The sequence below is a fragment of the Mesorhizobium sp. YC-39 genome (assembly GCF_025753795.1).
Classification (GTDB): domain Bacteria; phylum Pseudomonadota; class Alphaproteobacteria; order Rhizobiales; family Rhizobiaceae; genus Mesorhizobium.
On record NZ_JAOWPS010000005.1, the window covers coordinates 1 to 18,667 of the forward strand.

13 protein-coding genes are annotated in these 18,667 nt (G+C 62.2%); 10 read left to right on the forward strand and 3 right to left on the reverse strand.

Features of this window, described 5'->3' with window-relative positions; translation table 11 throughout:
* Positions 1 to 58: 58 nt before the first annotated feature.
* The 3 genes from OHD62_RS25740 to OHD62_RS25750 form a co-directional block, all read right to left on the reverse strand.
* Positions 59 to 3,052, reverse strand: a complete 2,994-nt coding sequence (locus tag OHD62_RS25740) for a sarcosine oxidase subunit alpha (RefSeq protein WP_263788589.1) — start codon at positions 3,050 to 3,052, stop codon at positions 59 to 61.
* Positions 3,049 to 3,345 carry a sarcosine oxidase subunit delta gene (locus OHD62_RS25745; RefSeq protein ID WP_263788591.1) on the reverse strand — a complete coding sequence of 99 codons (297 nt, stop codon included), beginning with the start codon at positions 3,343 to 3,345 and terminating at the stop codon, positions 3,049 to 3,051. Before OHD62_RS25745 ends, OHD62_RS25740 begins: the two co-directional genes overlap by 4 nt.
* A gap of 68 nt (positions 3,346 to 3,413) precedes the next feature.
* Positions 3,414 to 4,673 carry a sarcosine oxidase subunit beta gene (locus OHD62_RS25750; RefSeq protein WP_263788592.1) on the reverse strand — a complete coding sequence of 420 codons (1,260 nt, stop codon included), beginning with the start codon at positions 4,671 to 4,673 and terminating at the stop codon, positions 3,414 to 3,416.
* Between the two features lie 196 nt (positions 4,674 to 4,869).
* Here OHD62_RS25750 and OHD62_RS25755 point away from each other — a divergent pair, with 196 nt between their 5' ends.
* The 10 genes from OHD62_RS25755 to OHD62_RS25800 all read left to right on the forward strand — a co-directional run bounded on the left by OHD62_RS25755 (position 4,870) and on the right by OHD62_RS25800 (position 18,665).
* Complete coding sequence (locus OHD62_RS25755; protein ID WP_263790146.1) at positions 4,870 to 7,356, forward strand: mechanosensitive ion channel family protein; 2,487 nt, start codon at positions 4,870 to 4,872, stop codon at positions 7,354 to 7,356.
* A gap of 203 nt (positions 7,357 to 7,559) precedes the next feature.
* On the forward strand, positions 7,560 to 7,823 hold the full coding sequence (locus OHD62_RS25760) for a hypothetical protein (RefSeq protein WP_263788594.1): 264 nt from the start codon (positions 7,560 to 7,562) through the stop codon (positions 7,821 to 7,823).
* A 257-nt stretch (positions 7,824 to 8,080) separates the two neighbouring features.
* On the forward strand, positions 8,081 to 9,514 hold the full coding sequence (locus OHD62_RS25765) for a UbiA family prenyltransferase (RefSeq protein ID WP_263788595.1): 1,434 nt from the start codon (positions 8,081 to 8,083) through the stop codon (positions 9,512 to 9,514).
* 2 nt (positions 9,515 to 9,516) lie between these two features.
* Complete coding sequence (locus OHD62_RS25770) at positions 9,517 to 10,869, forward strand: FAD-binding oxidoreductase (protein WP_263788597.1); 1,353 nt, start codon at positions 9,517 to 9,519, stop codon at positions 10,867 to 10,869.
* 123 nt (positions 10,870 to 10,992) lie between these two features.
* Positions 10,993 to 11,427 carry an EamA family transporter gene (locus OHD62_RS25775; RefSeq protein WP_263788598.1) on the forward strand — a complete coding sequence of 145 codons (435 nt, stop codon included), beginning with the start codon at positions 10,993 to 10,995 and terminating at the stop codon, positions 11,425 to 11,427.
* Positions 11,424 to 12,431, forward strand: coding sequence for an NAD-dependent epimerase/dehydratase family protein (locus tag OHD62_RS25780; RefSeq protein ID WP_263788601.1), 1,008 nt, complete (start codon positions 11,424 to 11,426; stop codon positions 12,429 to 12,431). The genes OHD62_RS25775 and OHD62_RS25780 overlap by 4 nt, the downstream gene beginning before the upstream one ends.
* A 28-nt stretch (positions 12,432 to 12,459) precedes the next feature.
* Positions 12,460 to 13,932 (forward strand): aspartate aminotransferase family protein, encoded by a 1,473-nt coding sequence (locus tag OHD62_RS25785; protein WP_263788603.1) that lies wholly within the window; start codon positions 12,460 to 12,462, stop codon positions 13,930 to 13,932.
* A gap of 23 nt (positions 13,933 to 13,955) precedes the next feature.
* Positions 13,956 to 15,191: a hypothetical protein gene (locus OHD62_RS25790; protein ID WP_263788606.1), complete on the forward strand. Its 1,236-nt coding sequence runs from the start codon at positions 13,956 to 13,958 to the stop codon at positions 15,189 to 15,191.
* On the forward strand, positions 15,188 to 15,946 hold the full coding sequence (locus tag OHD62_RS25795; RefSeq protein ID WP_263788608.1) for an FkbM family methyltransferase: 759 nt from the start codon (positions 15,188 to 15,190) through the stop codon (positions 15,944 to 15,946). The genes OHD62_RS25790 and OHD62_RS25795 overlap by 4 nt, the downstream gene beginning before the upstream one ends.
* A gap of 157 nt (positions 15,947 to 16,103) precedes the next feature.
* Positions 16,104 to 18,665 (forward strand): GcvT family protein, encoded by a 2,562-nt coding sequence (locus OHD62_RS25800; protein WP_263788610.1) that lies wholly within the window; start codon positions 16,104 to 16,106, stop codon positions 18,663 to 18,665.
* Positions 18,666 to 18,667: the final 2 nt, after the last annotated feature.

The window sequence follows — 18,667 nt, forward strand, 5'->3', positions numbered from 1 at the left end:
GTGTTCGAAATTACCATGCGAACCGGCCTGCAGCACCGGCTCAAGCGGTGATTGGCGCTCAACCATGCATGCGGCTCCCGTCCGGATCGTAGAAGTGGTTGGAGACGATCTCGATCGGCTCGAACCGGTTGCGCAGTGGATCGGAGACAAAGGCGCGAGAGCCGTGCCTTGCCTTGCCGCCCTTGACCAGCGCCAGCGCGATGTGCTTGCCGAGCGCCGGCGAATAACAGCATGCCGTGATGTGGCCGATGGAATCGTGCGGATTGGCTTCGTCGAGCACTTCCACGACATGCGCGCCGCCATTGAGCGGCCGGTTGTCGAGCGCAATCAGGCCGACGAGTTCGAGGCGATCGGACGCGATCAAGCCCTCGCGATCCATCATCGCCGAGCCGATGAAGGGCTTCTTCTTGGACAGCATCCAGTCGAGATGCAGATCACGCGCCGTGGTGCGCCCGTCGATCTCGGCACCGGTGACATGGCCCTTTTCGATGCGCATCGTGCCCAGCGCCTCGAGCCCGTAAGTGACCAAGCCGAACGGCTTGCCGGCCTCGATCAGGGCTTCCCAGACATGGGTGCCGTAGCCGGCGCCGCAGTAGACCTCGAAGGCCATCTCACCGGAGAAGGAGAGCCGGCAGATCATGACAGGCACGCCCGCTAGCTTGCCACGCACGATGCCCATGAAGGGCAATGCTGCGTTGTCGACAGCGGTGCCGGTGACGCAAGCGGCAAGAATTGCGCGCGCCTTTGGGCCGCCGATGGCCGCACCCGCCCATTCGTCGGTCACCGAGGTGACATGGACTTTCAACTCGGGCCAGATCACGTCGAGGAAATATTCCAGATGCTGCATCACCTTGCCGGCATTGGCCGTGGTAGTGGTCATCAGGAAATCCTGTTCGCCGAGCCGCCAGGTGGTACCGTCGTCGAAAGCAAGGCCGTCCTCGCGCAGCATCAGGCCATAGCGTGCCTTGCCGACTGCCAGCGTCGAGAACATATTGGTGTAGACGCGGTCGAGGAATTCCGCTGCGTCCGGACCCTGCACGGCAATCTTGCCCAGCGTCGAGACATCGACGATGCCGGCGCTTTCGCGCGTCGCCTTGGCTTCACGCACATAGGCCTGCTCGATCGTCTCACCTGAAAGCCCGTAGATCATCGGGCGATACCAGAGGCCGGCCGCATACATGGTCGCGCCATTGGCGATGTGCCAGTCATGCATCGGCGTCAGCCGCTCGGGCTTGATGTCGCCGAAACGTTCCGCGGCCAGCGAGCCTATCGATACCGCGGAGTAGGGCGGGCGGAACCGCGTCGTGCCGACTTCGGGGATCGGCTTGCCCAGCGCCTCGGCCATGATGGCGAGGCCGGGTATGTTGGAGCTCTTGCCCTGGTCGGTCGCCATGCCGAGCGTGGTGTAACGCTTAAGATGTTCGACCGAGACGAAGCCTTCGCGATGCGCCAGCCGCACATCCTCCGCCGTCACGTCGTGCTGGAAATCGACAAAGCTTTTTCCTTTGGCCTTGATCTCGAACACTGGCGCGGGTCGGGAGTCTCCGGGCAAGGATTGGATACTCGGGTAAGCCATCGGCATACCTGTTGCGCCGGCCGCCGAAAGGCCTGCGTTGCGGCCGTCTAATATTGCTTCGAGGGTCATGAAATGGCCATTGAAGGCACCGGCGCCGATCCATTTCTGAGTCGGCTTTGGTGGCAGGAAAGCTTGCAACGCTTCGTTCCATTCCGCCCTGGCGCCGGCCTGGCTGGCGAGATGGATGGTCGGCGACCAGCCGCCCGACATCAGCAGGCAATCGGCATGGATGCTGCGGGCATCGCCGCTCAATGCGCCGCTCACCATGTCGAAGCGCTGCACCTTGAGGCCGGACAGCGCCTTGCCGCCTTCGGTGGCGACCACGGCGTGGCCGGAAAGGATCTCAGCTTCCGCTTCGCCGGCGAGCTTGCGCATCTCGCTCGAAAGTTCCGGGCGCACGTCGACAATGGCGACGATAGCGGCACCTGCCTTCTTTAGTGCAAGGGCCGCGCGATAGGCGCTGTCATTGTTGGTGAACAACGCGATCCTGTCGCCCGGCAGCACGCCATATTCATTGGCATAGCGTTCCCCGGCATGCGCCAGCATCACGCCCGGTCGGTCGTTGCCGGGAAACACCAGCGGTCGCTCGAAGGAGCCGGTGGCGAGTACCACCGTTTTGGCGCGAATGGTCCAGTAGCGATGACGCGGCTCGCCCTTGCCGGGGTTTTCCTTGTGGTCGGTGACCCGTTCGAGCGCGGCCAGCGTGTTGCCATCGTAATAGCCCCAAACCGTGGTGCGCGGCAGCAGGCGGACATTGTCATGGCCTTCGAGCTGGCCGGCGGTTCGCGCCGCCCAATCGGCGGCCGGCATGTCGTCGATCACCTCGCCCGACCAATTGGCCGAGCCGCCGAAATGCGGCTCGAGCTCGGCGAGGATGACGCGTGCACCCTGATCGGTCGCGGCCTTGGCGGCCATCAGCCCGGCCGGGCCGGAGCCGACGACCAGCACGTCGCAGAAGGCGTTCATGCGCTCGTAGCGCGCCGTGTCGGGAGCAGTCCCGGCGCGACCAAGACCGGCGGCGCGGCGGATGAAATGCTCGCAGAACATCCAGAAGCGCGTGCCCTTCAGCGGGCCGACCACCGGTCCCATGAAGGTCTTGTAGTAGAAGCCGGCCGACAGAAGCTTGCCGCCGAGCTGGTTGATGGCGCTGACATCCCAGGACAGCGATGGAAAGCGGTTCTGGCTGACGGCCGTCAGCCCGTCATAGATCTCGATCATGGTCGCGGCGATGTTGGGCTCGCGAACCTCGCCGCGCAGCACCGTCACCAGGGCGTTCGGCTCCTCTACGCCTGATGTCAGCACGCCGCGCGGACGGTGATATTTGAACGAGCGTCCAAACAGGGTGACGCCATTGGCCAGCAGCGCCGAAGCGAGCGTGTCGCCGGCATGGCCGGTGTAGGCCGCGCCATCGAAGGTGAAGCGTATGGTGCGCAGCCGGTCGATCCGGCCGCCGGCATCGGTGCGCCGCGGGCTCATGATTTGCCCCCCGCCTTGTGCCGCGCAGCGGATTTGTGGTCGCCGCGCGCAAAGGCGGTGCTGGAGATTTCGTGCGTCAGCGTGTTGCGCACGACCCTCAGATGGGCGCGGCAACCGCCGGAATGCTGCCAGATCTCATTGTGGTCACCGGCAGGGTTCAGCCGGTCGTAGACATAGGCGTTCCAGGCGTCGAGATTCTGCGAGGCGGGCTGCGGGCGTTCGCGGTTGCCGTCGCCCTGATAGGTAAACTCGATGACGTCGCGCGGGCCGCAATAGGGACAGGTGATCAGCATGGAGTTACATCTTCTTGTTTGACCATGATCTTGTCGGAAAACCGGTTTCCACTTTTCCGGATCATGGCCTAATGCAGCCGAGGCGTTGCGCCCTGGCCTTTGTCGTCGACCACCAGGCCGCGGTAGAAACGGTCGAGCGTGAAAGGTGCATTGAACTCGTGCGGCTCGTCCTTGGCGATGGTCCAGGCAAAGCACCAGCCGGAAGCAGGCGTCGCCTTGAAGCCGCCATAGCACCAGCCGCAATTGAGATACATGCCCGGCAGCGGGCCGGTGGTGATGATCGGCGAGCCATCCATCGACATGTCGCAGACGCCGCCCCAGGAGCGCAGCATGCGCACGCGGGCGAGACCGGGGAACAGCGCCAGCATCTCGCTCATCACCTCGTCGACGATCGGCAGGCTGCCGCGCTGGGCATAGCTGTTGTAGCCGTCGAGATCACCGCCATAGACCAGCCCGCCCTTGTCGGACTGCGAGATGTAGAAGTGGCCCATGCCGAAGGTCAGGATCGTGTCGATGATCGGCTTTAGCGATTCAGACACGAAGGCCTGCAGCACATGGCTCTCGATCGGCATGGTGTCGATGCCGGCAAGCTGCATGACGCGCCCGGTACTGCCGGCAACCGCAAGCGCCACCTTCTTGGCGCGGATCTCGCCGCGCGTCGTCGAGACACCTGTGATGCGGTCGCCATCGCGCAGGAAACCGGTGACCTCGCAATTCTCGACGATATCGACGCCGCGACGGTCGGCGCCGCGTGCATAACCCCAGGCGACGGCATCGTGACGGGCCGTGCCGGCGCGCCGCTGCATCAGGCCGCCGACAATCGGGAATCGCGCCGAACCGGAGACGTCTATCGCTGGAACCAGCCGCTTGATCTCTGCCGTCGTCATCAGTTCGGCGTCGACGCCGAGATGGCGCATGGCATTGCCGCGCCGGGCAAGATCATCGAACTGGCCGGGCGTGTGCGCGAGGTTCAAGCAGCCGCGTTGAGAAAACATGACGTTGTAGTTGAGATCGTGCGAGAGGTTCTCCCACAGCTTCATCGAATGTTCGTAAAAGCGCGTATTGGCGGGCAGCAGATAGTTGGAGCGCACGGCTGTGGTGTTGCGGCCGACATTGCCTGACCCCAGCCAGCCCTTCTCCAGCACGGCGACATTGGTGATGCCGTGCTCCTTGGCGAGATAATAGGCGGTCGACAGGCCATGGCCGCCGCCGCCGATGACTATAACATCATAGGATGCCTTCGGGTCCGGCTTGCGCCAGGCCGGCTTCCAGTCCTTGTTGCCGGTGAGCGCGTTTTTGAGAAGGGAAAACGCCGAATATTCCGCCATTCTTTTGTCATCCGTTTTGGGCGATGCGGCAGACTATAGAGCAGGCCACCGGCGCAAAGCCAATATTGCGCCATCGCTTTTCGACTGGCCGACTCCGAAAACGCGGCGGGCGCGACGGCTTGCCCCGTGATATGAGCGTCTTTATCAAGGATGCGTTTTCAGAGCTGCCTTGCCGTTCGTGAGTCGCCAACAGATCATGGTCTTCAGATTGCTCCGCCTGGTTCTGATCCTCGCGCTGATTGTCTCGGCGCCGTCGTTCGACGCGCTGGCGCAGGCGATCGGCCAAGGCTCCGCCGCGCTGATCGCGGAGCAGCAGAAGGCCATCCAGGATCTGACGGCGAAGACCGACGACCTCGAGAAAAAAATATCGCAAGAGGCTGCGGACGACGCAGGCCTCGTCGATATCCGCCTGCAGCTGGAGGACATGTCGCGGGCAGCACTGACCAGCGCACTGGCGTTTCGTTCACGTCTTTCCGATATCAACAACCGTATCGAGGTCCTGGGCGCGCCGCCGGCCGAGGGTCAGCCGCAAGAGCCCGAGATCGTCACAAGCGAGCGCGGGGCCTTGGCGGCCGAAAAGGCCGAGATCAACGCCGTCATCGCCGGTGCGCAGAACCTGTCGATCCGCATCAGTGGACTGATCGACAAGATCGGCGCCATGCGCAGCGAGCTCTTCCGCAATGTGCTCACCAAGCGTTATGAACTGTCCAACGCGCTAAGCCCTGAGGTGTTCTCCGACGCGCAGAATGAATATGCTGGCCTCTACACGGCGGTATCATCCTGGCTGAGCTTTGCCATCAAGTTCAAGTTCCAGGCCGTCCTTGCCGCGACCTTGATGGCGCTTGCACTCGCCGCGGTGCTGTTTGTCGGCGGTCGGCGACTGTTTGGACGTATCTTCGAAGCGGATCCTTCCGTTGAGGACCCGTCCTATCTCAGCCGGCTGTCGGTGGCGTTCTGGTCGACATTGCTGCCGACTCTGGCGGTCGGCGCCTTCCTGGCTTCGACGGTTTTCTTTTTCAACTATTACAATGTGTTGCGTGGCGACATCGGCGTCTTCCTGAATTCCCTGGCGGCTGTCATCGGGATGGTGTTCTGCGTCAACCGGCTGACCAATGCGGCGCTTGAGCCGCGGCTGCCGAACTGGCGCCTGATACAAGTCGAAACCGGTCCGGCACGCTGGCTGGTGCGGCTGACGACCGCCATGGCTGTGGTCATGGGCGTCAACTATTTCCTGTCGGTCGTCAACGACAAGATGGGCTCACCGCTGTCGCTGACCATCGCCCGAAGCTTTGTCGCTACCATCATCGTCGGCGTCATCCTGATCCTGATGGCGTTGCTCAGACCATTCAAGGCGCCCGATGGAAGCTGGCGCCCGTGGCCTGCATGGTTGCGCTACACGGCGATTGCGCTCGGCCTATCTACCATCGCCTCGGCCTTGCTGGGTTATATAGGCTTGGCGTTGTTCGTCGCGTTGCAGGTCGTGGTCACCGGCACCATCCTGGTCACCGCCTATATAGGCTTTCTTTCGGCACGAGAGATCGGCGAAGAAGGCAGCTTCGCCGACACTTCGATCGGGCGTTGGCTGTCGACCAATTCCAGTTATGAGGCTACCGCGCTCGATCAGCTCGGCCTGGTGGTCAGTATCGCCATCAATGTCATGATCGTCCTGATATTCCTGCCGCTAATCTTGCTGATGTGGGGCTTCCAGCCCGGCGATATCCAGGCCTGGGCCTACAGGCTGGCGACGGGCATCACCATCGGCTCGGTGACGATCTCGGTCACCGGCATCCTCTCCGGCATCGTCGTCTTCATCATCGGCTATTTCCTGACGCGCTGGTTCCAGGGCTGGCTCGATGGTTCGGTCATGGCGCGCGGCAAGGTCGACACCGGCGTGCGCAACTCGATCCGGCTGGCGGTTGGCTATGCGGGCGTGGCACTTGCCGCCCTGGTCGGCGTCTCGGCGGCGGGTATCGATCTCTCCAACCTCGCGCTCGTCGCCGGCGCTCTTTCGCTGGGCATCGGCTTCGGTCTGCAGAATGTCGTCTCCAACTTCGTCTCGGGCCTGATCCTGCTGGCGGAGCGACCGTTCAAGGTCGGCGACTGGATCGTCGCCGGTGATGTCAGCGGCACGGTCAAGAAGATCAGCGTGCGTGCCACCGAGATCGAGACGTTCCACCGCCAGTCGGTGATCCTGCCCAATTCAAACCTGATCAACAATGCTGTCGGCAACTGGACACATCGCAACAAGCTCGGCCGCATCGACATCAAGGTCGGCGTCGCCTATGGCAGCGACGTCAAGCAGGTCCATGCCATCCTGCTGGAGATCGCGCGCAACCATCCGCTGGTACTGAAGAACCCCGAACCCTTCGTGCTGTTTGTCAATTTCGGAGCGGCAGCGCTCGAATTCGAAATCCGCGTGTTCCTGGCCGATGTGATGAACGGCGTTATCGTGCAGAACGACATCCGCTTCGCCGTCCTCGACATGTTCGACCGCGAGCATATCGAGATTCCGTCGACGCCGCGCGCCGTCGTCGAGACCAAGACGCATGAGGCATGGCCGATCGACGACGACAAGATCGAGGCCGAATTCGCCGAACGGGAAAAGGCATTGGTCGAAGCCGAGGCCGAGGCGAAGCGCATGGCCAAATCCGGACGCAAGGCCCGCAAGCCGGATCCGAATTAGGGTATATTGGTATTCAGGTGATGCCGGCCTGACCAGAATCTCAACATACCCTTGGGGGCAGGTTCCAAAGCAGCGAAACCAATTGCGGCATGAATGCGGCATTCAGTTGCGGTTCAGCTTCCATGTCATATAAGCTTGCATGCAAAGGGCGGGAATGCCTTGCAAAGTGCAACCAGAGGCGGTGGAAACACCGATATTGTAAAATGTGGAAGTCTGTCGTTGCCGCCATCGCTTTTCTTGCCGTGGGCGGTTCGGCTTTTGGAGCCAGCGCGGTCAACAAGGACGCCGAGACCCGCACGCTGATCGTGACCGAAGGCGGCGGCAAGACTGAGCTGGCGCTGGCCGCCGGCGAAACCGTGGAATTTTGCCCGAATGGCTGTTTCGTCACCTTGCCGAATGGTGACCTCGAAGCCCTGACTGGCTCCGAAACGGTCGAGATTTCGGGCGGCGTCGCCCGCATCAAGTAAACTCGCGCTGCATCCCTTATAAAGGCCGGGCAATTGCCCGGCTTTTTATTATTTCTGGTAGCTATTGTTTAACAATGACGCTGGAAATACCACCCAGCCTGCATGCTGCAACCGGGCGTTTTAACGTTCACTACGCCGTTCCCCGCTATACCCAGATGCGACGACGCCGAAAAGCGGCGCGAGGTTTTTGGATCTGCGCATGATCCTTTCCGAAAATCAGAGTTTTCGGGGTCATGCGCTAGGCAGGGCAACGAGAAATGGACGCGCGGTCTGACAGGAACGCAATCCCGCTTGCGGTCGATCTCGACGGCACGCTGATCGCGACGGACCTCTTGTGGGAAGGGCTGTTCATTCTTCTCAAGAAGAACCCCCTTTATATTTTTCTCGTACCATTCTGGCTCGCCGGCGGGCCGGCGCGCCTGAAGCAGGCTATCGCCCAACGCATCGACATCGATCCCGCATCGCTGCCCTACCGCGAGGTGCTGCTGCAGCGCCTTCGCACCGAACATGGTGAGGGTCGCCAGGTCGTGCTGGCAACCGGCACGCCGCGCAAGTTCGCCGAGGCGATCGCAGCGCATCTTGGAATTTTCGATCGCGTGCTGGCGACCGACGGTCCGCACAACATGACCTCCGGCAGAAAACGCGCCTCGCTTGTCGCCGCCTATGGCGATGGCGGTTTCGACTATGCCGGTAACAGCCGGCACGACCTTCAGGTGTTCGATGCCGCGCGCACGGCGATCGTCGTCGCACCCGACCGCCACGCCGCGCGCTGGCAGGCCATGCACAGCGCCGAAATGATGCCGGCACCGAAGCCGACATTCAGAACCATCGTCAAGATGCTGCGCGTCCATCAGTGGTTGAAGAATTCGTTGATCGCCGTGCCGATGGTGTTGTCGCATGAATACTTCAACACCGACATGATCTGGGAATGCCTGCTGGCCTTCGTCTCGTTCAGCGCGGTGGCCTCGGCCATCTACATCCTCAACGATTTCTTCGATCTCGCGCTCGATCGCAAACACCCGACCAAGCGCAACCGGCCATTCGCCAGCGGCGCGCTACCGATCCCGTTCGGCCTCGGTTCGATGGTGCTGCTGCTGGCAATCGGCATCGGTGCGGCATGCCTGCTGCGGTGGGAATTTCTTGGGGTGCTTTTCGGCTACATGGTCATCACCACTGCCTATTCGCTGTCGTTCAAGCGCATGCTTCTCGTCGATGTTCTGACGCTGGCCGGTCTCTACACGATCCGTGTCCTGGCGGGCGCGGCGGCGACCGGCGTCGATGTCTCGTTCTGGCTGCTGGCCTTCTCGATCTTTTTCTTCCTATCGCTGGCGCTGGTGAAGCGTTTTGTCGAACTGCGCACCACCGCCATTCCGGCCGGTGAGCGCATTGCCGGCCGCGGCTACCGCACCGAGGACCAGGAGATCGTCGCCCAGGCGGGAATGGCCTCGGCTTTCTCCTCGGCCCTGGTGCTGGCTCTCTATATGGACAGCGCCGCGGTGCGCGAACTCTACCCGAACCCCTGGCTGGTCTGGCCGCTGGCGCCGATCGTGCTCTACCTGACCATTCGTGTCTGGATACTCGCCCGCCGCGACGAGATGCATGACGATCCGGTCGTCTTCATCATCCGCGACTGGCGCAGCCAGATCGTCGTGCTCATCGGCGCCGTGCTGCTGGTCGCTGGAAGCTTGTAGACATGATCGGGGAGCTGTTTCAGAGCTTTGGCCTCGCGACGCCGCCGGCACCCAGTGTGATTTCGGCGGGTGACGGCATCGCGCTGCTGAAGCAGCGCAAAGCCAAAAAAGGCGCCTTGCTTGCCTATGGCAACGGCCGTTCCTATGGCGATTCGTGCCAGAATGAAGCGGGCACGCTTGTCGACATGCGGCCGCTGGCCCGCATCCGCGCCTTCAATGCCGAAACCGGCGTGATCGAAGCCGAGTCCGGCGCGCTTCTGTCCGACATCATCGCCCATGCGGCGCCCTATGGTTTCTTTCCCGCAGTCGTTCCGGGCACCCAGTTCGTCACGCTCGGCGGTGCCATTGCCAATGACGTCCATGGCAAGAACCATCACCGGCGCGGCACCTTCGGCTGCCATGTCGAATCCCTGACCCTGCTCAGGTCCGACGGGCAAACCTATCAATGCTCGGCTACCGACAATGCACGGTTGTTTGGAGCGACCATCGGCGGCCTGGGGTTGACCGGCCTGATCCTGTCCGCATCGATCCGGCTGATGCGGGTGCCATCGCTCGACATCGTCGAGACGGTGGCGTCATTCCGCAACCTCGGCGAATTCTTCGAGCTTGCCGAAGCCGCCGATCTGGCCAACGAATATGCCGTCGCCTGGATCGACCAGCTTGCCGGCGGCCATCGCAGCGGCCGCGGGCTGCTGTTCACCGGCAATCATGCCGAGCATGGTTCGCATGCGGCCTGGTCCGCCGCCGGCACTCTTTCGGTGCCCTTCCAGCCGCCGTTCAACGTGCTCAACCGGCCGTTTCTGACGGTTTTCAACGCTGCCTACCGGTGGAAGAAAGGTCGGTCCACAGCGCCGCGCCAGGTCGGCTATCAGGGATTCTTCTTTCCGCTCGACGGCGTCAGCAATTGGAACCGCCTCTACGGACCGAATGGGCTTTTCCAGCACCAGAGCGTGGTGCCGGAAAATGTCGCGCGCCAGGTCGTGCCGGAACTATTGGCGGCGGCCAAGCGGGCCGGGCAGGGCTCGTTCCTCACGGTGCTGAAGCGCTTCGGCAAAATCCGCTCACCGGCACTGTTGTCGTTCCCGCGGCCGGGTTTCACCCTGACGCTGGATTTTCCGAACCGCGGCCAGGCGACGCTGGCGCTGCTCAAGGAGCTGGACCGTATCACCGTCGAGGCCGGCGGCGCGGTCAATCCTTACAAGGACGCCCGTATGGGCGCCGAGATCTTCGCCGCCTCGTTTCCGAAATGGCAGCGCCTCGAAGCGCTCCGCGACCCTGCCTTCATGTCGAGTTTCTGGGCCCGAACGGCGAAACAGCTCGAAACGCAAGGGGATGTCGCCGAAGCGGCGGAATAGATAAAATTCAAATAGTTATTGGTTAACGAATTGATAAGATCAAAGTTATTGGAAGCGCTCTTGTTGCTTCACGAAATATTTTCAGGTTTGTAATAGGACTCCTGAAGGGTTGGTGGGAAGAACATGAAATACATCGTCTTCATTCTGTTCACGGTAATGACCAATGCCGCCGCGCAGCTCATGCTGAAGCAAGGCATGATGTCGCTCGGCCCGGTTTCCTTCGAGGGCGTCAATCCGCTGCTCAAGCTGTTGCAGATCGTGTTCAGCCCGTGGGTGTTCCTCGGCTTGTGCACCTTCGTCATCTCGATGGCCTCGCACCTCTATGTGCTTTCCAAGGTCGAGCTCAGCTTCGCCTATCCATTCCTCAGCCTTGCCTATGTCGCGGTTGCGATCTTCGCCTATTTCATCTTCCGCGAAGATCTCAATGCCTGGCGCATCGCCGGCATCGCCTTCATTTGCGTCGGCACGGTGCTGATCGCGCAAAGTGGGCGAGGGCATGAGGACCAGACCGCTTCCATCTCCCCCGACAAGATTCACGCAAACGAGATCGTTCGATGAGACATGTGATTTTCGGCGGCGACGGTTTCGTCGGCCGCCATCTGACCCCCAAACTTCTTGCCGACGGCGAGGATGTGGTCGTCGCCGACATCGCCAAAAGCGATTTGCCGCACTACCGTTCGGTCCGCTATGTCAAATGCGATGTCACCGATCCGGCTTCGGTCGCTTCGGTTGGGCTGAAGGCCGACGACATGGTCTACAATCTGTCGGCCAAAATGCTGTCGCCGATCCAGGTGCGCGCCAAGCGGCACGAGTTCTTCTTCCCGGTGAATTTCCATGGCACCGAGCACATCATGCAGGCGATGGACAAGGCCGGCGCACTGAAGCTCGTCCACTACACGACCGACATGATCTACGGTCACACGGTCACATTTCCGATGACCGAGGAGCACCCGGTCGCGCCGCTCGGCGAATATGGCTGGTCGAAGCAGAAGACCGAGGAACTGGCCGTCGAATGGCGCAAGCGCGGCATGTCGATCTCGCTGTTTCGGCCGCGCCTCATCATCGGTCCCGGCCGGCTCGGCATTCTGGAAAAACTGTTCAAGCTGATCGACTGGAATTTTCCGGTGCCGATGATCGGTTCGGGCAGAAATCCCTATCAGTTCATTTCGGTATTCGACTGCGCCGAAGCGGCGCGCGCCGCCTGGAAAGCCGGGGTGCCGGACGAAGCTTACAATCTCGGCTCCCTCAATCCGCCGCCGGTCAAGAAATTGCTCGGCGACCTGATCAGGCATGCCGGCTCGAAGTCGATCCTGATCCCGACACCGGGCTGGGCGGTCAAGCGCACGCTCGACCTGCTCGACCTCATGAACATGCCGATCATGGATCCGGAACAATATCTGATCGCCGACGAGGAATGCGTGCTGGACGTGTCCAAGGCCGAACGCCAGCTCGGCTGGGTGCCGCAGTATCGCGACGAGGACATGCTGATCGCCGCCTACAGCGAATACCGCGCCAAGAAGGACGGCCATGCCGTCGCCACCAAACATGTGCCCGCCGAATAATGGCGCCTGCCCAAAAGGATTTCTTGAGATGACCGTAATGACCAAGCCGGAACACACAAAAGCGCGCACCGTGGTCAGCGCACCGGCGCTTTCGCCGGACACTATCGTCAAGCCCGACCTGATCAGCGTCGAACAGGCCAAGGCCATGGATGTGGCGCGGATGACCGACCTGTTCAAGGCGCATCTCAATCCCGGCCAGTTGCATTTCATGAAGCTGCTCGGCTTCCACAAGATCAAGATCGAGCGCGCCGAAGGCATGTTCTATATCGACCAGAACGGCCGCAAGATCCTGGATTTCTTCGGCGGTTTCGGCTCATTGGCCTTCGGCCACAACCACCCGCGCATTCTCGAGGCACGCAAGAAATTCCAGGAGGAGAAGCGGCAGGAGATCGCCATCGCCTTCATGTCGCAATATGCGGCGGCCCTGGCCCACAACATCGCCAAATGCTCGCCCGGCGACCTCGACATGGTGTTTCTGGGCTCGTCCGGCTCGGAAGCCATGGAAGCAGCGGTGAAGCTCGCCGAACGCGCCGCCGGCCCGAAGCGGCCGAAGGTCGTCTATGCCGAGAATTCGTTCCACGGCAAGACCAAGGGCGTGCTGGCGATCACCGACGGTCAACTCTACCGCGCCGACTTTAAGGTCGCCGACAATGTGGTGCGCATTCCGTTTGCCGATATCGAGGCGGTCGAGCGCGCCTTCCGCACTGATCCCGAGATCGGCGTCATCGTGCTCGAAACGATCCAGGGCGGCGGCGGCATCATCCAGGCGCCGGCCGCATACTGGCAGAAGTTGCGCGCGCTGTGCGACCAGTATGGCGTGCTATGGGTGGCCGACGAAGTGCAGTGCGGCTATGGCCGCTCCGGCCGCTTCTATGCCTTCGAGCATTACGGCGTCATTCCCGATGTGACGGCGCTGGCCAAGTCGCTCGGTGGCGGCAAGGCGGCTGTCGGCGCCATGATTGCCCGGCGCGAGATCTACATGAAGGCCTATGGCACGCCGAAAACGGCGATGATCCATGCCATGGCCACCTTCGGCGGCATGGGCGAAGCCTGCGTCACCTCGATCGAGGCGCTCAACGTGCTCTATGACGAGGGGCTGATCGACAATGCCGCCGTCACCGGCGATTACCTGCTGCAACGCCTGCAGGCGCTCAGGGAAAAATACCCGAAGATCATCAAGGATGTGCGCGGCAAGGGTCTCATGGTTGGGCTGGAGTTCCACGACTTTTCGCAGACCTTGCCGATGGTGCTGCGCCCCGTCGTCAGTGTGCTCGACGACAAGCTGAAGGGCTCGCTGTCCGGCTTCGTCGGTGCGTTGCTGCTGCGCGACTACGACGTGCTCGTCGCCTTCACCGAATACAACCGCAACGTCATCCGACTCGAACCGCCGCTGATCTGCCAGCGCGAACATGTCGACCGCTTCGTCGATGCCCTCGACAGCTTGTTGTCACGCGGCATCGTGTCGATCGTGAAGGATTTCGTCAAAAGCCAAGTCCGCTGAGTCAAAGTCCGCTGAGCGAAACGATGCTGACCAGGTCTCCCGCTCCGACAAACCTGCTCGACCGGCTCACCGCAGCCGGCCTGGCGTGGGGCGAGGGGACCTATGCGCGGCTGGCAACACCCATCGGTGCGGTGGCCTTCGCGCTCTACATCCTTTTGACGGCAGTGACGGCGTGGTTCACGCCCGACGCCAACTGGGACATGCTGCCTTATCTCGCGATCGCCGAGGAGAGTAGCTATCCCGATGCGCAGGCACTGCATGACTATGCCTATGGCACCGTCAAGGCAGATGTGTCGGCGGTCGACTACAAGACGCTGACCGACGATGGCGGCGGCTTCCGCAGTCATATGGCCGGCAACGCCGCCGACTTCCATTCGCTGCTCGGCATGTACCGGATCAAATTCCTCTACGCCGAGATCCTGTCGACGATGAGCGCGGTGATGTCGCCGGTCGAGGCGATGCGGCTGTTACAGGTGTTCTCGGTGCTGCTGTTCGGCGCGATCGCGTTGCTCTGGTTGCGCTCCGAAGGCGCGCTGGCGCTGGCGCCGGTTCTCGGCGCGGTGCTGATCATGGCCGATTTCGGCGACGCTGCGCGGGCATCGACACCCGATCTCCTGTGCTCGGCGCTGTTCCTCGGCGGGCTCTTTGCCTACACGCGCGGCCGTGAAGTGGCCACCGCGATCCTGCTCTTCCTCGCTTTCATGGCGCGACCCGACAATATTGTTTTCCTTGCTATTTTCGCCGTGCTGCTGGTCGTCTTCCAGCAGAAGGCATGGGGCGCGCTGGCCGGCTTTGCCGCATCGCTCGTCGCCTATTTCGCCATCTCGCACTGGGCCCAGCATCCCGGCTGGTGGCCGCATCTGTGGTTCTCCTCGATCGAGCAGCACTACAATATGGACGGCTTCGAGCCGCCATTCTCAGTTGTCGCCTACCTCAAGGCATTTGCCATCTCCCTCGTTCGTGCCATCAGCCTGAACAGTTGGGTCGGCGTCTCGGTTCTGGCGCTGGCGGCTTGGTATGCATCGAGCCGCGCCGGCTTCAGGCTCGGCCGTCGTGCCGGTATCCTGTTTGCGGCGCTCGTGCTCGGCGTGCTGGCGAAGTTCACCGTCTTCCCGATCCATGACACCCGCATCTACTTTCCCAACCTGACCCCGCCCTTCCTGCTGCTGGCCGGCCCATTCATGGCGTTGTGGGCGTCAGCGAGCACCAAAGGGCGCGGCGCCGCGCCATCGCACGTCATCGGCGGAGACAAGCCATGAGTTCCGTTTCCAGCCTGGCGCGCATCGCCCTGTCGCTCGGTCTTCCCACCGGCGTTCTCGACCGCGGTCCGTCGCTGCGCGGCACGAAGTTCCTGGCGAAGGCCGCGCTGAAGGCGCGCCTCAGTGGGGCAAAAAGGCCGTTCCAGATGGTCAATGTCGGCGCCTGCGACGGCGCGTTGTTCGATGACGTGACGCCGTGGCTGCACCGCATCCCGAACGCTCGCGCCGTGCTGGTCGAGCCGATCCCGTACAACCAGAAGCGACTGCGCGCCAACTATCCCGACACCGGGCGGTTTGTCATCGAGCCGGTAGCGGTGACCAGGGCCAAAGGCACGATCACGGTCCACACCTTCGATGCGGCAGCCCTTGAGGCCGGCACGCTGCCGATCGAGTTCATCGGTTGCTCGTCGGTGACCGACACCAATCTGATGTCGGGCAAGAATGCCTGGGGCGAGGCCGACGTCAACTTCAATAAATTCGTGCCGCATCTCAGGGACATCGAAGTGCCGACGGAGACTTTGCAGACGCTGCTCGACCGCAACGGCATCACCCATATCGACGCCTTCCTCGTCGATTGCGAAGGCGCCGACTGGGTGGTCTTCGAGCAGCTCGACCTTACGCGCTATCGTCCCGGCATGATCAAGGTCGAGGTCGGCGCGCTGCCCGCCTCGGAGATCGGCCAGGTCGTGGTCAAGCTGAAGACCGCGGGCTACCAGGTCGGCCTCCAGGCCGAGGACGTCTGGGCCTTCGCCTGATCGGTCGCCGCAGGCCTGAAAGCACCCGACTTTATCGGGTCGCGCCGCACCTGTAGTGTGTCGCAAACAGGCGGTAGCGGGACGGCAGTCGCCTGCATATTGTGCGCCGATCAAACGGGCGCCGGGTGCCCGCTTTACCACTTTGGAGTCGCGGGCAATGGCAGGATTTCCGGAAAAGGCGAAGGTCGTCATCATTGGCCTGGGCGGCATTGTCGGCGCGTCGGTCGCCCATCACCTGATCGAACGCGGCTGGAGCGATATTGTCGGCATCGACAAATCGGGCATCCCGACCGACATCGGCTCGACGGCGCACGCTTCCGATTTCTGCTATACGACCAGCCATGACTTCCTGTCCTGCTGGACGACACTCTATTCGATCGATTTCTACGAAAAGATCGGCCACTATGCGCGCATCGGCGGCCTTGAGGTGGCCCGCGTCGGCGACGACGCCCGCATGGAAGAGATCAAGCGCAAGATCGCCTCGGCAAAGGCTTTTGGCACGCGCGCGCGTTTGATCGAACCTGCAGAGATCAAGGAAAAATTCCCGCTGATCGAAGAAGGGATGGTGCAGGGCGGCCTGTGGGATCCCGATGCCGGTCTGGTCATCCCGCGCTCGCAGACGGTGGCCGGCAAGCTGGTCGACCAGGCGGAGACCTCGGGCAAGCTCAGATCATTCGCCAACACGCCGGCAAGGTCGCTCATCGTCGAGGACGGCCGCATCAAGGGCGTGGTGACTGACCGCGGCACGATCATGGCCGACTATGTCGTGGTCTGCACGGGCATATGGGGCCGGTTGACCGCCGAGATGGTCGGCGAGGACCTGCCGGTCATGCCCATCGACCATCCGCTCACCTTCTTCGGGCCGTACACCGAGTTTGCCGGCACCGGCAAGGAGATCGGCTGGCCGCTGCTGCGCGACCAGGGCAATTCGGCCTATATGCGCGACACCGGCGATCCCAAGACCGCCGAGGGCGGGCAGATCGAATGGGGCTATTACGAAGAGACCAATCCGCGCCTTTGCCATCCGCGCGACCTCCTGGAGAAGGATCAGGCGCGGCTTTCACCCTCGCAGCGCGATCTCGACATGGAGCAGATCCTGGCGCCGCTCGAGCGCGCCATGGAGCTGACGCCGATCCTCGGCGAACTCGGTTACAATGAAAGCCATTCCTTCAACGGTCTGCTGCAGGTCACTGCGGATGGCGGCCCGTCCATGGGTGAAAGCCAGAAGGTGAGGGGCCTGTGGTATGCCGTCGCCATCTGGGTCAAGGACGGCCCCGGCATGGGTAAGCTGATCGCCGACTGGATGACCGACGGCCGCACGGCGATCGATCATCACGCCATCGACTATGCGCGCTTCTATCCGCATCAGACGAAGGAGCAGTTCATCTGGGATCGCTGCACTGAGACGGCGATGAAGGTCTACAATCCGGCGGTGCACCCGCGCGAACCCTTCTCCAAGGGCCGCAACATCAGGCGCTCGCCATTCTGGGAGCGCGAAAAGGAACTCGGCGGCTACTTCATGGAGCTGGGCGGCTGGGAACGCGCTCATGGCTATGCCGTCAACGAGCATCTGCTGGAGAAATACGGCAACCGTGTCCCTGTGCGCGAAAACGAGTGGGACAATCGCCATTTCTGGCGCGTCTCCAATGCCGAGCACCTGGCGATGAGCGAGGATTGCGGCATCGTCAACCTGTCGCACTTCTCGATGTATGACGTCGAAGGGCCGGACCATGTCGCGCTGCTGGAATGGCTGTGCGCCGCCAAAATCGGTGGCGACAACAACATCGGCAAAGGCATCTACACGCACTTCCTCGACGAGGAGGGCATGGTGCGGGCCGACTTCACGGTGATCCGCATGGCCGATCGCTGCAGGGTGATCGACGGAGCCGACGCCGGGCCGCGCGACTTCCGGTACATGCAGCGCACGGCGCAGGACAAAGGTTTTGATGTCACCATCACCGATGTGACCGAAAAATACGTCACCATCGGCATTTGGGGTCCGAATGCGCGCGCCACCCTGCAGAAGGTGGTCGAGGATCCCAACGGGCTTTCGCCCGAGAACTTTGCTTTTGCCGCGATCAAGCCGGTCCGGATCGGCGGCAAGGATGTCACCGCCTTCCGCATCTCCTATGTCGGCGAGCAGGGCTGGGAATTGCATATGCGCTACGAGGACGGCCTGGCCGTCTGGGACGCGCTGCGCTCAACCGGCGTGATGCCCTTTGGCGTCGAAACCTATGCCAACACGCGCCGCATGGAAAAGAGCCTGCGGCTGCAGAACGCCGACCTCTTGACCGAGTACAATCTGCTGGAAGCCGACCTCGCCCGTCCGAAGGTCAAGGAGAGCGATTTCTGCGGCAAGGCCAAGCATGTGGAATACCGCGGACGCGCGCATCAACCGGCGATGCTTTGCACGCTGGTCATGACGAACAATGTCGATGCGAAGGGTGTTGCCCGTTATCCCGTCGGCACGATGCCGGTGATGGACCCCAAGACGGGCGAGACGCTTGTCGACGAACTCGGCCGCCGGTCCTTCACGACCTCGATGGCCTATGGTCCGACCATCGGCAAGAACATCGGGCTCGCCTATCTGCCTTGGGCGTACTGCCAGGAAGGCCGCAAACTCAATGTCGAATATTTCGGCGAGACCTATCCGGTCGAAGTGGCGGCCGTCGGCTACAAGCCGCTCTACGACCCGGAGAACCTCAAGCCGCGCAGTTGAGT